The organism is Aeromicrobium phoceense (assembly GCF_013868155.1).
Taxonomy (GTDB): Bacteria; Actinomycetota; Actinomycetes; order Propionibacteriales; family Nocardioidaceae; genus Aeromicrobium; species Aeromicrobium phoceense.
The window spans coordinates 1,915,110-1,929,256 of record NZ_JACEOG010000001.1 but is presented as its reverse complement, the minus strand read 5'-3'; the positions used below and the strand labels follow the sequence as shown (position 1 = coordinate 1,929,256).

The 14,147-nt window shown below is 67.4% G+C and carries 12 protein-coding genes and 2 rRNA genes; 4 read left to right on the top strand and 10 right to left on the bottom strand.

All coding sequences use genetic code 11. The annotated features are described in order from the left end of the window. Positions 1-17 precede the first annotated feature (17 nt). Genes H1W00_RS09345 through hppD form a run of 5 tightly spaced genes read right to left on the bottom strand, consistent with a single transcriptional unit; the run spans position 18 to position 5,158 of the window. Positions 18-902, bottom strand: a complete 885-nt coding sequence (locus H1W00_RS09345; RefSeq protein ID WP_181755453.1) for a phenylalanine 4-monooxygenase — start codon at positions 900-902, stop codon at positions 18-20. A 20-nt stretch (positions 903-922) separates the two neighbouring features. Beyond that, the gene (gene fahA / locus H1W00_RS09340; protein WP_181755452.1) at positions 923-2,071 is read right to left on the bottom strand and encodes a fumarylacetoacetase; all 1,149 of its coding nucleotides are present in this window, start codon (positions 2,069-2,071) and stop codon (positions 923-925) included. Beyond that, complete coding sequence (locus tag H1W00_RS09335; protein WP_181755451.1) at positions 2,068-2,772, bottom strand: hypothetical protein; 705 nt, start codon at positions 2,770-2,772, stop codon at positions 2,068-2,070. The genes fahA and H1W00_RS09335 overlap by 4 nt, the downstream gene beginning before the upstream one ends. Then, a complete protein-coding gene (locus tag H1W00_RS09330) occupies positions 2,769-3,947 on the bottom strand; it encodes a homogentisate 1,2-dioxygenase (protein WP_181755450.1) in 1,179 nt (392 codons plus the stop codon). Before H1W00_RS09330 ends, H1W00_RS09335 begins: the two co-directional genes overlap by 4 nt. 11 nt (positions 3,948-3,958) lie before the next feature. Continuing rightward, entirely contained in the window at positions 3,959-5,158 is a 1,200-nt protein-coding gene (hppD, locus tag H1W00_RS09325; protein ID WP_181755449.1) for a 4-hydroxyphenylpyruvate dioxygenase, read from the bottom strand. Between the two features lie 118 nt (positions 5,159-5,276). Between hppD and H1W00_RS09320 the strand changes: the two genes are divergently transcribed. Genes H1W00_RS09320 through H1W00_RS09305 form a run of 4 tightly spaced genes read left to right on the top strand, consistent with a single transcriptional unit; the run spans position 5,277 to position 8,208 of the window. Further along, positions 5,277-5,768, top strand: a complete 492-nt coding sequence (locus H1W00_RS09320) for an Lrp/AsnC family transcriptional regulator (RefSeq protein ID WP_181755448.1) — start codon at positions 5,277-5,279, stop codon at positions 5,766-5,768. Between the two features lie 57 nt (positions 5,769-5,825). Continuing rightward, positions 5,826-6,143 carry a hypothetical protein gene (locus H1W00_RS09315; protein WP_181755447.1) on the top strand — a complete coding sequence of 106 codons (318 nt, stop codon included), beginning with the start codon at positions 5,826-5,828 and terminating at the stop codon, positions 6,141-6,143. 21 nt (positions 6,144-6,164) lie between these two features. Beyond that, positions 6,165-7,547 carry an ATP-binding protein gene (locus H1W00_RS09310; RefSeq protein WP_181755446.1) on the top strand — a complete coding sequence of 461 codons (1,383 nt, stop codon included), beginning with the start codon at positions 6,165-6,167 and terminating at the stop codon, positions 7,545-7,547. Between the two features lies 1 nt (position 7,548). After that, positions 7,549-8,208, top strand: coding sequence for a response regulator transcription factor (locus H1W00_RS09305; protein WP_181755445.1), 660 nt, complete (start codon positions 7,549-7,551; stop codon positions 8,206-8,208). Position 8,209: 1 nt separating this feature from the next. Here the strand turns inward: H1W00_RS09305 and H1W00_RS09300 are convergent, their stop codons facing one another. The 5 genes from H1W00_RS09300 to H1W00_RS09280 all read right to left on the bottom strand — a co-directional run bounded on the left by H1W00_RS09300 (position 8,210) and on the right by H1W00_RS09280 (position 13,995). After that, positions 8,210-9,070 (bottom strand): serine/threonine-protein kinase, encoded by an 861-nt coding sequence (locus H1W00_RS09300; protein ID WP_181755444.1) that lies wholly within the window; start codon positions 9,068-9,070, stop codon positions 8,210-8,212. After that, positions 9,070-9,480, bottom strand: coding sequence for a hypothetical protein (locus H1W00_RS09295; RefSeq protein ID WP_078698439.1), 411 nt, complete (start codon positions 9,478-9,480; stop codon positions 9,070-9,072). Before H1W00_RS09295 ends, H1W00_RS09300 begins: the two co-directional genes overlap by 1 nt. Before the next feature lie 117 nt (positions 9,481-9,597). After that, positions 9,598-10,563 carry a tetratricopeptide repeat protein gene (locus H1W00_RS16585; RefSeq protein WP_181755443.1) on the bottom strand — a complete coding sequence of 322 codons (966 nt, stop codon included), beginning with the start codon at positions 10,561-10,563 and terminating at the stop codon, positions 9,598-9,600. A gap of 91 nt (positions 10,564-10,654) precedes the next feature. Further along, a 5S ribosomal RNA gene (gene rrf / locus H1W00_RS09285) occupies positions 10,655-10,771 on the bottom strand. A 119-nt stretch (positions 10,772-10,890) separates the two neighbouring features. After that, positions 10,891-13,995, bottom strand: a 23S ribosomal RNA gene (locus H1W00_RS09280). Positions 13,996-14,147 lie beyond the last annotated feature (152 nt).

Sequence of the window (14,147 nt, the reverse complement as noted above, 5' to 3'; positions counted from 1 at the left end):
ATCAGCCCCGGCCGTCCTCAGGCAGCGACCTTCAACGCGGCGATCGAGTCGTCGGTGCAGGTGTCCCAGAAGCCGCCGACGACGTCCTGGACCTGGCTGAACGACGAGGCCGCGAACAGCACCTCCTGGTAGTGGGTGATGTCGTAGTCGGTCGTGCCCATGTCGGCGAGGTCGAGCGGCCGGATCGCCATGTGGCGGAACTCCTCGATCTCCCCCGGGCTCGACAGGATCCCCGCGCCGTAGGCCTTCAACCCGTCGGACTCGTGGACCACGCCGAACTCCAGCGTGAACCAGAAGACCTTGCTGACGAACTCCAGCGCCTCGTCGGACTCCACGCGCCGGGCCGCCGCGCCCGCTGCCTCGTAGAGGTCGGTGAACCGGCGGTCGGCGAGCGTGTTCCCGTGCCCGACGACCTCGTGCAGCACGTCCGGCTCCGGCGTGTAGAGCGGCACCGAGTGGTGGCGCACGTACTGCGTCGCCCAGAATTTCTTGTCGGCGAGCGCGCCGTAGAACTCGCGCAGCGGCACCAGGCCCGCCGCCGGCTGGTAGGCGAAGCCGGTCAGGGGCGCGAGCGCCTCGGACAGCTCGTGGAGCTGGGGCACATGGTCCTCGGCCAGGCCGAACGCCTCCTTGCCGTCGAGGTACTCCTGGCAGGCGTACTCCCGGTGCTTCTCGTGCAGGTCGGCGCACACGACGCGCCAGACCTCGTGCTCGTCGTCCGTGTAGTCGATGAGCGGGGCCGGGTCGCCCGGCTCCCACTGCGCCGCCGCCGTCGCGATGCGGTCGCGCCGCGCGCGGTACTCGGGATCCTCCAGCCCGGGATGCCCCTCCCCCAGCTGCACCGAGACGCTGCCGTCGCCCTTGGTGACGATCGGCGCGAAGTACTGGCCTTCCTCGAACATGTCTCTCCTCCCCGTGGCCGTCAGGCCACGACTCCGTCGACCTCGCCCAGCGGCACGAGTCGTCCGTCGTGGGTGCGGGCCGCGGCCGTGATGGTGACGCGGTCCCCGTCGAGCAGGAACGACCGCTCGCTCCCGTCCTCCAGCTTCAGTGGCTCGGTGCCGTTCCAGGTCAGCTCCAGCAGCGACCCGACCTGGTCGCGCTCCGGGCCGCTGACCGTGCCGGACGCGAACAGGTCGCCGGGGCGCAGCGAGGCGCCGTTGACCGTGAGGTGGGCCAGCATCTGGGCCGGCGTCCAGGCCATGGTCGCGAACGGCGGCCGCGAGACGACCGTGTCGTTGATCGACACCGTCAGCTCCAGGTCGAGGCCGTGGCCCGCGGGGCGCAGGTACTCCTGGAGGTCGACGTGAGGGGCCGGCGGGTCGATCCGGGCGTCGGCCAGCGCGGCCCAGGGGACGATCCACGGCGACACCGACGTCGCGAACGACTTGCCCAGGAACGGGCCGAGCGGCACGTACTCCCACGCCTGGATGTCGCGGGCGGACCAGTCGTTCACGACGCAGACGCCGAAGACGTGCTGCTCGAACGCGCCGACGCCGACCGTCGCGCCGAGCTCGGACCCGGCACCGACCACGAAGCCGATCTCGGCCTCGATGTCGAGCTTCGCGCTCGGGCCGAAGGCGATCGTCCCGTCGGCGGTACGCGTCTGCCCGGACGGTCGCCGGACGGGGGTCCCGGAGACGACGACGGTCCCCGCCCTGCCGTGGTAGCCGATCGGCAGGGGGTCCCAGGTGGGCGTGAGGGGCTCGCCGTCGGGCCGGAAGATGCGGCCGACGTTCGTCGCGTGGTGGCGCGAGGCGTAGAAGTCCACGTAGTCGGCGACGGTGAACGGCAGCAGCAGCCGCACCTCCTCAGCGGGGCGGGTCGCCGGCGATCGGGCGACGTGGTCCAGCAGCGCCGACCGCACCGCCGCCCACACCTGCGGTCCGGCTGCGAGGAGCTCGTCGAGCGTGCCGGACGTGAACAGGTGCGCGTGGTCCGGCAGCACGTGCGGGGCCAGCGCGGTCACGTCGAGCACGCGGGTGCCCACCCCGACGCCCACGTGGGGTCCGTCGAGGTCGGGCGCCGTGAAGCTGCAGTACGGCAGCGTGCCTGCGGTGAACTCGGTCATCCCAGCAGCCCCAGCGCACGCAGGTCGGCCAGCGGCTCGTCGATGCTGCACGTGCCGATCGACCGGAACAGGCGTCGCGACTCGCCGAGGGACTCCAGGTCGAGGTCCTCCGCGGCGGACGTCAGCACCGGCGCCGGGTCCTGGCCCCGGGTGGCCGCGACGACCGCGGCCATGACGTTGACGAAGCCGTGCGCGCCGTCGTGCGCGATCGCCGAGTGCAGTCCTGCTGTCAGCTTGAACGCCTTGCCGTGCTCGACGCAGTGCACGATCGCCCCGGCCAGCTCCTCCACCGTCGGCACGTACCCACCACCGCACCGCAGCTTCAGCAGGGCGCCCGGAGGCACGTGGAACCCCGCTCCCCACGGCATCTCGACGGCGATCGAGTGCACCGGCAGGTCGGGCAGCAGGGAGATCGGCCCGCGCAGCTCGGCGGCGACGGGCTCGACCGGCGACCCCATCAGCCCTCGGAGGGCGGGTGCCAGCTCCTCCACGGTGCCCACGACGGAGACGCGCACCGGCCGCACCGCCGCGTCGAGCACCACCGGCAGGCGCGAGACGTCGCACACGAGCGGCCCGACGTGCGCCGCGTCCGGGGTCACCTCCCGGGCGAGGTGGTCCTTGACCGCAACGTCCACCGGCGCGTTCCCCGGCGGGAAGATCGCCGCGTCGTCGAACAGCGCCTCGAAGGCCGCCGCCGTCATCCCCGCCCCCACGAGAGGTGGTAGACCCCGTCGTCGACGGCCCGACCGCCTTCGCCCAGCTCGAGCGGGCGGAAGGTGTCGACCATGACGGCGAGCTCGTCGAAGGACTCCGCGCCCAGGCTCGCCTCGATCGCCGAGGGCTGGGGACCGTGCGAGTGACCGCCCGGGTGCACCGAGATCGAGCCCTTGCCGATGCCCGAGCCCTTGCGCGCCTCGTAGTCGCCGTCGACGTAGAACATGATCTCGTCGGAGTCGACGTTCGAGTGGTAGTACGGCACCGGGATGGCCAGCGGGTGGTAGTCGACCTTGCGCGGCACGAAGTTGCAGATGACGAAGTTGTTCCCCTCGAACACCTGGTGCACGGGCGGCGGCTGGTGCACGCGCCCGGTGATCGGCTCGAAGTCGCGCACGTTGAACGCGTAGGGGTAGAGGCAGCCGTCCCAGCCGACCACGTCGAAGGGGTGGCGCGGCACCACGTGCACGGTGCCGGAGAGACCGGCCGGCCCGGAGCCCCGATGCTTCACGTAGACCTCCACCGCGCCCTCGTCGCGCACCTCCGGATTGCTCGGTGCGCGCAGGTCGCGCTCGCAGTACGGGGCGTGCTCGAGCAGCTGCCCGAATCGCGACAGGTACCGCTTCGGCGGGCCGATGTGGCTGTTCGCCTCGATGCAGTAGGCCCTCACCTCGCCGACCGGGACCCAGCGGTGGGTCGTGGCGCGCGGCACCAGCAGGTAGTCGCCCGGGCCGAACGGCAGGTGGCCGAACACCGTCTCCAGCACGCCGCTGCCGGACTCGATGAAGACGCACTCGTCGCCCGTGGCGTTGCGGTACAGCGGCGAGACGTGGTCGCCGACGGCGTAGGAGATGCGCACGTCGCCGTTGCCGAGCACGAGCCGTCGCCCCCGCACCAGGTCGCGATCGGCGTCGGCGAACAGGTCGTGCAGCCTGAGGTGCCGCGGCAGCAGCGGCTCGTTGGGCGTCGTGGCCTGGTCGGGCAGGTCCCACGTGCGCGCCTCGACGATCGCCGAGGGCACGCCCACGTGGTAGAGCAGCGACGAGTCCGAGCTGAAGCCCTCCTCGCCCATCAGCTCCTCGCGGTACAGCGAGCCGTCCGCAGCCCGGTGCTGGGTGTGGCGCTTCGGCGGGACGAGCCCGGCGCTGCGGTAGTGGGCCATCTGCGGACTCCCTAGAAGTTCCCTCGCCGTGCCTGCTCGCGCTCGATCGCCTCGAACAGCGCCTGGAAGTTCCCCTTGCCGAAGCCCAGCGACCCGTGACGCTCGATCAGCTCGAAGAACACGGTCGGCCGGTCGCCGATGGGCTTGGTGAAGATCTGCAGCAGGTAGCCGTCCTCGTCGCGGTCGACGAGGATGCCGCGCTGCTGCAGTTCCTCGATCGGGACCCGGACCTCGCCGATGCGCTCGCGCAGGGCCGGGTCGGTGTAGTAGGAGTCCGGCGTCGCGAGGAACTCGATGCCGGCGTCGCGGAGCCAGTCCACGGTGGCGAGGATGTCGTTCGTGGCGAGCGCGAGGTGCTGCGCGCCCGGGCCGCCGTAGAACTCCAGGTACTCGTCGATCTGCGACTTCTTCTTGGCGATCGCCGGCTCGTTGAGCGGGAACTTCACCCGGTGGTTGCCGCTGGCCACGACCTTGCTCATGAGCGCGCTGTACTCGGTGGCGATGTCGTCGCCGACGAACTCGGCCATGTTCGTGAAGCCCATGACGCGGCGGTAGAAGTCGACCCACTCGTCCATGCGACCGAGCTCGACGTTGCCCACGACGTGGTCGAGCGCCTGGAAGATCCGTTTCGGCGCGCCCTCGGGCCGCTTCATCGTGGACGAGCGCGCGACGTAGCCGGGCAGGTACGGTCCGGAATAGCGGCTCCGGTCGATGAGCGAGTGCCTCGTCTCGCCGTAGGTCGCGATGGCGGCCATCCGCACCGTCCCGTGCTCGTCGGTGACGTCGTGCGGCTCCTCGAGGATCGTGGCGCCCTGGGCTCGCGCCTGGTTCACGCAGGTGTCCACGTCGGGCACCTCGAGCGCGATGTCGACGATGCCGTCGCCGTGACGGCGGTGGTGGTCCATGACGGGGCTGTCGGGGTCGACGCCGCCCTTCAGCACGAACCGCACGGCACCGCTCGCGAGCACGTACGCGTGGTGGTCGCGGTTGCCGGTCTCGGGCCCGGAGTACGCGACGAGGTCCATCGCGTAGGCCGACATGAAGAAGTGGGCGGACTGCGTCGCGTTGCCGACGTTCCACACGATCGCGTCCCAGCCCGTCACGGGGAACGGGTCGGTGGAGGAGTCGTGCTCGACCAGGCCGACCAGCTGCTGGAGCTGCTCGAGGTCGAGGTGCGCGAGGCGCTCGGCATCGGTGAGGTCAAGGCTCATGTGACTCAGGACACACTCATTTGGGCGACTGGGCAACCGGTGCACGCGGGGGTGGTCAGACCTGCCATTTCCCGCGCGAACCCGGGTGCTTGGCTGTGCAGATTGCTACGCTCAGGACATGTTGGACCGATTGGACGTCGCCCTCATCGACGCGATGCACACCCATCCCCGCGTCGGCGACCTCGAGCTGTCGCGCCTGCTGGGGGTTGCCCGCGCCACCGTGGCCTCCCGGCTGCGCAAGATGGAGGAGGCCGGCGTCATCACGGGCTACGCGCCCGACATCGACCTGGCCGCGGCCGGCCACCCCGTGCAGGCGTTCGTCACGCTGCAGATCGTTCAGGGCTCCATCGCCGACGTCACCGAGGAGCTGGAGTCGCTGCCGAACGTGCTGGAGGCGTTCATCACGAGCGGCGACGCCGACATCGTCTGCAAGATCGCCGCGACCTCGCACGAGGACCTGAAGGACACCCTGCTCCACATCAGCGGCTCGGGGTCGGTCGCGCGCACGAGCAGCGTGATCGTGCTCTCCGAGCTCGTCCCGGCCCGGGTGCTGCCGATGCTGCGCAAGGGCGCGGCCGACCCTCCCCCGCGCGCGCCCGCGTTCCGCTGAGCAGGACTCTCATCGAGCGCTCATTCGGATCCGGCCCGGAACCGGGAGAATGGGACCATGCGCTCCCGCTCCCTCATGCTCGCCGGCCTGCTCGGTGCGGTGGTCCTCGCGCTGGGCGCCGTGCTGGCGGGGCGCCTGATGCCCGCGTCGGGCACCGACGGAACGGTCGTGCCGGTCGTCATCACGCCGACCGACGCTGCCACGACGCAGACCCCGGCCACGGAGAAGCCCTCGGCGCCGCCGCCGACCACCCCGGCGCCCACCGAGCCCAGCCAGGTGAAGCCCACCCCGAAGTCCGTCGACGACGATGACGATGACGACGACACCCCCGACGACCGTGAGGACGACGACCGCGATGACCGCGATGACGACTGAGTCGCGCGGCCGGAGCCGGGCGTGGTGAGGCGGCCGCGCGTCGCGTTCTCCGTCCGCAGCCGCCTGATCGTCGCGATCGCGGTGCTCGTGGGTGCCGCGCTGCTCGCCGCCGGCGTCGCGATGTGGGTCGTGGAATCCCGCCGCATCGACCAGAGCATCGACGCGGCGATCGCGCAGGAGTTCGCCGAGTTCCGCGCCGCCACCGCGGCCGACGCGGGCATGGGCGCCGACGCGCAGCTCGAGTCGTTCCTCGCCCGCACGCTGCCCGACGACGGCGAGATCGTCTGGATGTACCCCACCACCGGTGGGCCGAAGTACATCGGCGACTCCGACCGGAATCTGCTGGACTCCCCGCGCTTCTCGGCGCTCGTGGAGGACCTCCGCGTGAAAGGCGGCCTGCGCACCTTCGACGCTGCCGGCGCCCGCTACCGCGTGGGAGTTCTCCCGGTGCAGGAGGGCGACCGCACCGCGGCCCTCGTGGTGAGCCGCGACCGCACGCAGGCCCAGGAGCAGCTCAACGACCTGCTCATCACCTACGCGCTCGTCGGCCTGCTCGCGCTGGTCGTCGTCGTGGCGGCGTCGTCCTGGCTCGCGGGTCGCCTGCTCCGGCCGCTGACCCTCCTGCGCGACACCGCCCGGGACATCAGTGCCGGCTCGCTCGACGAGCGGCTGGAGGTCACCGGCCACGACGACCTCACCGACCTGCAGATCACGTTCAACGCGATGCTCGACCGCCTGGAGGCGGCCTTCGCCACGCAGCGCCGCATGCTCGACGACGCCGGCCACGAGCTGCGCACTCCCCTGACCGTCCTGCGTGGGCACCTCGAGGTGATGGCGCCGGACGACCCGGCCGACGTCGAGGAGACCCGGGCCCTGCTGCTCGACGAGATCGACCGCATGTCCCGCCTCGTCGACGAGCTGCTGGTGCTGGCCAAGGCGCGCCGCCCCGACTTCATCCGTCTCGAGCCGGTCGACCTGCCCACCCTCGGCGACGGGGTCGCCGCACGGTGCCGGGCGCTGGCCGATCGCGACTGGCGCACCGACCTGTCCGCCCAGGGTGAGGCGCTCCTCGACGGGCAGCGGGTCACGCAGGCCCTCCTGCAGCTCGCCGACAACGCCGCGCGTCACACGCAGGAGGGCGACCTCATCACCATCGGGTCGAAGTCCTCCCCCACGAGTGTCGAGTTCTGGGTGTCCGACACGGGTCCCGGTGTGCCGCCCGAGCTGCGCGAGGAGATCTTCGACCGTTTCACCACGACCAGCTCGCACGACGGCTTCGGCCTCGGACTGTCCATCGTGAGCGCGATCGCGGAGGCGCACGGCGGCCGCGTGATCCTCGACGACTCCCCCGCCGGCTCGGGGGCCGTGTTCCGCCTCCGGCTGCCGAGGGAGGAGGATCGGTGACATGAGCCGGATCCTGGTGGTGGAGGACGAGGAGCGCATCGCCTCGTTCGTCGCCAAGGGCCTGAGGTCCGAGGGGTTCACGCCCACCGTCGTCTCCGACGGCATCACGGGCCTCGACTACGCCCTCAGCGGCGAGTTCGACCTCATCGTCCTCGACATCGGCCTGCCCGGCATGGACGGCTACACGGTGCTCGAGCGGCTGCGCGCGGAGCGCTCCACCCTGCCGGTGATCGTCCTGACCGCCCGCGACTCCGTCACCGACACGGTCGCCGCGCTCGAGGGCGGCGCCGCCGACTACATGAGCAAGCCCTTCCGGTTCGCCGAGCTCGTCGCGCGGGTGCGGTTGCGGCTGCGCGCCACGGGGCAGACGGTCGTGAACGAGGACCTCGCCGCGGGCGACGTGCGGCTCGACGTGCGCAGCCGGCGCGCGTTCGTCGGTGACCGCGAGGTGGACCTGTCGGCGCGCGAGTTCGCGCTGGCCGAGGTCCTGCTGCGCCACCGCGGACAGGCGCTCTCGCGCGAGCAGCTGCTGTCGCACGTGTGGGGCTACGACTTCGACCCCGGCTCGAACATCGTCGACGTGTACGTCGGCTACCTGCGCAAGAAGCTCGGCCCGGAGCTCGTCACCACGGTGCGTGGCGTCGGCTACCGGGCCGGCTGAGTCAGCGACGCAGGCTGAAGCCAGCGAGCCGCGCCGTGGGCAGCGCCGCCATGAGCGGCTCGATCCGCTCGACGAGGTCGAGCGTGGTCGGCCGCGCGGCCGGGTCGAACGCGAGACAGTCCATCACGAGGTCGCGGATCGCCCCGGGCACGAAGTCGGGCATGGGCTTCGGGCGGGCCGTCAGCTGGGGCCAGCGGTCCTCGTCACTCGCGCGCCAGGCGCGGTGGCCGACCGCGGCGCGGTACAGGGTCGCGCCGATCGACCACACGTCGGCGGCGGGGCCGATGGGTCCGTGGGCGAGCGGGTCGCACTGCTCCGGCGGCATGTACTCGTCGCTGCCGACCGGGTAGTCGAGCGCCGCGGCGCTGTCGAGGTCGAGCGTGAGGCTGAGGTCGATGAGCTTCGCCGGCGCGCCCATGATCACGTTGCTGGGCTTCACGTCCAGGTGGAGCAGGCCGTTCGTGTGCAGGTAGTGCACGCTCCCGGCGAGCTCGAGGGCGAGCGGCAGCAGCTGGTGGAGCTGCACGGGTCCGTCGCGGAAGATGAGGGACGACAGCGTGGGGCCGTCGAGGTGCTCCTGGACCATGTAAGGGCGTTCGGCCGCGTCATCGAAGTCGTACAGGCGCACGATCGACGGGTGCGCCAGCCGGGCCAGCACGTCGATCTCGCGCAGTGTCGCGCCCACGGCGTCGGCGTCGCCGACCAGCTCGGGGCGCAGGATCTTCACCACGACCGGCGCCAGCCGCGACTCGTCGTAGGCCAGCCAGACCTCGTGGTGAAGTCCCCCACCGAGCTCGGAGAGACCCACCAGCCCCGGCGGCAGCTCTGCCGCCGGGGCGCCGGGCGCGAGGTCGTTCGACATCAGTTGGTGCCGCGCGTCTGGGCGGACTGCTTCGACGCGACCGTCTGACGCGACGGGGCGCTCGGGCGCGTCTGCACCGTCTGGCGCGACGGGGCGCTGGCCCGCGACTGCACCGTCTGACGCGACTGCACCGTGTTCGCCGTCGGGTCGTCCGCGGCACCGGCCTTGGTCTGCGCCGAGACCCGGGTGTTGAGGGTGTTCTGGGTCGGGTCGTCCGTGGGGCCCGTGGTCGGATCGGGATCCGGCGTGGGGTCGTCGGTCACGGTGGTCACGACGCCGGTGCTGGTGTCCTCGCGCTTCACCGGGTCGGACGGAGCACCGACGGCCGCCTGGGCCACGACGACACCGCCGGTGGTGAGGGCGATGGTTCCGGCCAGGGCCGCGATGCCCGTACGCACACTGTTCTTCATGAGTCCTCCTCGAGAGTTGATGCCTTCACTCTCGCGACCGCTCGTGAGGCCTCCGTGAGGCGTTCGTGAGAGGACTCTCATGAAGCGCCCGCCCTGTGCGGGTGCTTCTGTGGATGTTCAGCTTTCGAGTTGGGTGAGTCGTTCTTCGACGTCGGTGAGGTTGTTGGCGTCGGTGCCGGCGACGCGGTGGAACCAGGTGATGGCTTCGTCGGTGCGGCCGGCGGCGAGGAGGGTGTCGGCGTAGGCGTAGCGCAGGCGGGTGACCCAGTCGGCGCGGCCTTTGGTGGTGAGGGGTTCGGATTCGAGGATTTGGAGGGCGGCGTCGAGGTGTCCGAGGTCGCGGCGGGCGCCGGCGATGACGATGGACAGTTCGGTGTTGCCGGCTTCGTCGAGGTGGGCGCGGATGTCGGGTCGGTCGTATTCGAGGGCTTTTTCGGGGCGTTTGAGGGCGCGTTCGGCGTCGGCCATCATGGGGGCGTAGCTGTGGCGGCCGGTCATGCGTTTGGCGGCGCGGAACTCGGCGAGGGCTTCGGCCCAGTTGCCGCAGGCGTAGGCGGTCTCGCCGGTGGCTTCGCGGACCAGGCCGACGCGCATGGCGCGGGCTCGGGCGGCCAGGGCGTGCTTGTGGGCGAGCTCGGGGTCCTCGTGGAGCAGGACGCCGGCCATCACGAGGTGTCGGGCGACCTTCTCGGCGAGCTTGTCGGGCAGGCCCTGGAGCTCTTGGCGGGCGAACTTGTCCAGGTCCTTGGCGCTGACGTCGTCAGGGATCGGCGGGCCGTCGTAGACCTTCTGGGCGTCGGTGCGGTCGCCGCCGGTCTGGGGGCGGCCGGCGCGGTCGGGCCGGTCGGGCCGGTCGTTGCCGCGTCGCGGGGCGCCGCCGGAGCGTCCGCTCGGGCGGCTGCCGCTGTCTGGGCGGCCGCGGCCGGCGCTGGTGGGCCGGCCGGACTTGGGTCCGGGCTTGCCGCCGCCACTGCCGCTGGGCTTGCCGCCGCCGCTGGTGGGCTTGCCGCTGTTGGGGCGGTTGCTGTTGCCGCGGTTGTTGCTGCCGCGGCCCTGGGGTCCGGAGTTGCGATGATCGGCCATGATGGGTCCCTTCCCACAAGAGAGCATGCCCTGTTGGGGGCACAAATGCAGCAAGGCCGCTCCCAAAGGGAGCGGCCTCGCGCTAATGATTGTCCGGCGACGTCCTACTCTCCCACACCGTCTCCAGTGCAGTACCATCGGCGCTGAAGGGCTTAACTTCCGGGTTCGGAATGTAACCGGGTGTTTCCCCTTCGCCATGGTCGCCGAAACTCTATGGAGATATCAACAAGCCTGGTGGCGACGAGCATCGGCGCCATGCCGATCTCGTGTTGCCTGGCTCCCGATCATATCTCGGGAACCTCACAGTGGACGCGGTAGATCTTTGTAAGAAACAAGCCCTCGGCCTATTAGTACCGGTCAGCTCCATGTGTTGCCACACTTCTACTTCCGGCCTATCAACCCAGTGGTCTGCTGGGGGCCTTACCTGGTTAACCAGTGGGAAACCTCATCTTGAAACATGCTTCCCGCTTAGATGCTTTCAGCGGTTATCACTTCCGAACGTAGCCAACCAGCCGTGCTCTTGGCAGAACAACTGGCACACCAGAGGTTCGTCCACCCCGGTCCTCTCGTACTAGGGGCAGCCTTTCTCAAGTTTCCTACGCGCGCGGCGGATAGGGACCGAACTGTCTCACGACGTTCTAAACCCAGCTCGCGTGCCGCTTTAATGGGCGAACAGCCCAACCCTTGGGACCTGCTACGGCCCCAGGATGCGACGAGCCGACATCGAGGTGCCAAACCATCCCGTCGATATGGACTCTTGGGGAAGATCAGCCTGTTATCCCCGGGGTACCTTTTATCCGTTGAGCGACGCCGCTTCCACATGCCAGCGCCGGATCACTAGTTCCGACTTTCGTCCCTGCTCGAGCTGTCACTCTCACAGTCAAGCTCCCTTGTGCACTTACACTCGAAACCTGATTGCCAACCAGGCTGAGGGAACCTTTGAGCGCCTCCGTTACATTTTAGGAGGCAACCGCCCCAGTTAAACTACCCATCAGGCACTGTCCCTGATCCGGATAACGGACCTAGGTTAGATATCTAGTACGACCAGAGTGGTATTTCAACGATGACTCCACCTGAACTGGCGTCCAAGCTTCACAGTCTCCCACCTATCCTACACAAGTCGAACCAAACACCAATACCAAACTATAGTAAAGGTCCCGGGGTCTTTCCGTCCTGCCGCGCGTAACGAGCATCTTTACTCGTAGTGCAATTTCGCCGAGTTCATGGTTGAGACAGCGCCCAAGTCGTTACTCCATTCGTGCAGGTCGGAACTTACCCGACAAGGAATTTCGCTACCTTAGGATGGTTATAGTTACCACCGCCGTTTACTGGGGCTTAAGTTCTGTGCTTCGCTTGCGCTAACACGTCCCCTTAACCTTCCAGCACCGGGCAGGAGTCAGTCCATATACGGCGTCTTTCGACTTAGCATGGACCTGTGTTTTTAGTAAACAGTCGCTTGGGCCTGGTCTCTGCGGCCTTCAACGCTTCTCAGAGCAAGTCTGATAACGCATCCGGCCCCCCTTCTCCCGAAGTTACGGGGGCATTTTGCCGAGTTCCTTAACCATGATTCTCTCGATCACCTTAGTATTCTCTACTTGACCACCTGAGTCGGTTTGGGGTACGGGCGGCTCTGAATCTCGCTAGATGCTTTTCTCGGCAGCATAGGATCACTCACACTCCACTAAGTGGGTGGCATCGGCTCTCAGACATATGAGTGACGGATTTGCCTATCACTCGTCCTACGACCTTACCCGTGGACTACCATCGCCACGGATGAGCTACCTTCCTGCGTCACACCATCGCTTGCCTACTACCAGATCGGGTCATGCGCTCCGCCTGACCATTGTCTCCGAAGAGACGTTAGGTCAGGTTTCGGGCACTTAGCATCACTGGACTCAGCATGGGCGATTCAGCGCCGGTACGGGAATATCAACCCGTTGTCCATCGACTACGCCTGTCGGCCTCGCCTTAGGTCCCGACTTACCCAGGGAAGATTAGCTTGACCCTGGAACCCTTGGTCATTCGGTGGAGGAGTTTCTCACTCCTCATTCGCTACTCATGCCTGCATTCTCACTCGTGTCGCATCCACGGCTGGGTTACCCCGCCGCTTCGCTCGCGACACGACGCTCCCCTACCGATCCACACGGCTGGACCACGAAGGCCTACCTCATGTGTGAATCCCATAGCTTCGGTGGATTGCTTGAGCCCCGCTAAATTGTCGGCGCGGAATTACTTGACCAGTGAGCTATTACGCACTCTTTCAAGGGTGGCTGCTTCTAAGCCAACCTCCTGGTTGTCTCTGCGACTCCACATCCTTTTCCACTTAGCAATCGCTTTGGGACCTTAGCTGATGGTCTGGGCTGTTTCCCTCTCGACTACGGAGCTTATCCCCCGCAGTCTCACTGCCACGCTCTCACTTACCGGCATTCGGAGTTTGGTTGAGTTCAGTAAGCTTGTAGGCCCCCTAGCCCATCCAGTGCTCTACCTCCGGTAAGAAACGCGTGACGCTGCACCTAAATGCATTTCGGGGAGAACCAGCTATCACGGAGTTTGATTGGCCTTTCACCCCTATCCACAGCTCATCCCCCCAGTTTTTAACCTAGGTGGGTTCGGTCCTCCACGCGGTCTTACCCGCGCTTCAACCTGGCCATGGATAGATCACTCCGCTTCGGGTCTAGATCGTGCAACTCAAGCGCCCTATTCGGACTCGCTTTCGCTACGGCTACGGCACTCGCCTTAACCTTGCTACACAACGCTAACTCGCAGGCTCATTCTTCAAAAGGCACGCTGTCACAGTTCCGAAGAACCGCTCCAACGGATTGTATGCACATGGTTTCAGGTACTATTTCACTCCCCTCCCGGGGTACTTTTCACCTTTCCCTCACGGTACTTGTCCGCTATCGGTCATCGAGGAGTATTTAGGCTTAGCGGGTGGTCCCGCCAGATTCACACCGAATTTCAGGGGTTCGGTGTTACTCGGGATGACGCACAAGAGCCATGAGCTTACGGTTACGGGGATCTCACCCTCTGTGTCGCGACTTTCCAGTCGGCTTCACCTTCACTCATGGTTTATGACTCTTTGACTGCTCGGCAGAACAATCGGTGCGGTCCCACAACCCCCTGGATGCAACGCCTGCCGGCTATCACACATCCAAGGTTTAGCCTCTTCCGGTTTCGCTCGCCACTACTACCGGAATCACTGTTGTTTTCTCTTCCTGTGGGTACTGAGATGTTTCACTTCCCCACGTTCCCTCCAAACGCCCTATGTGTTCAGGCGCAGGTACTCAGACTTTCCTCTGAGTGGGTTTCCCCATTCGGACATCCCCGGATCACAGCTCGGTTGTCAACTCCCCGGGGCTTTTCGCAGACTCCAACGTCCTTCATCGGCTCTCGATGCCAAGGCATCCACCATGTGCACTTAGTAGCTTGTTGTTACTACAAAGATGCTCGCGTCCACTGTGAAGTTCTCAAAATACGATCGGTCCCGTACTCAAATCCACGCCTGCTCCATCCCAAGGGATCGAGTGGTTCGAGGGGGTGTACGGTCCGAGGAATCCAACATCAAGATGCTGATCCCTCAGGAC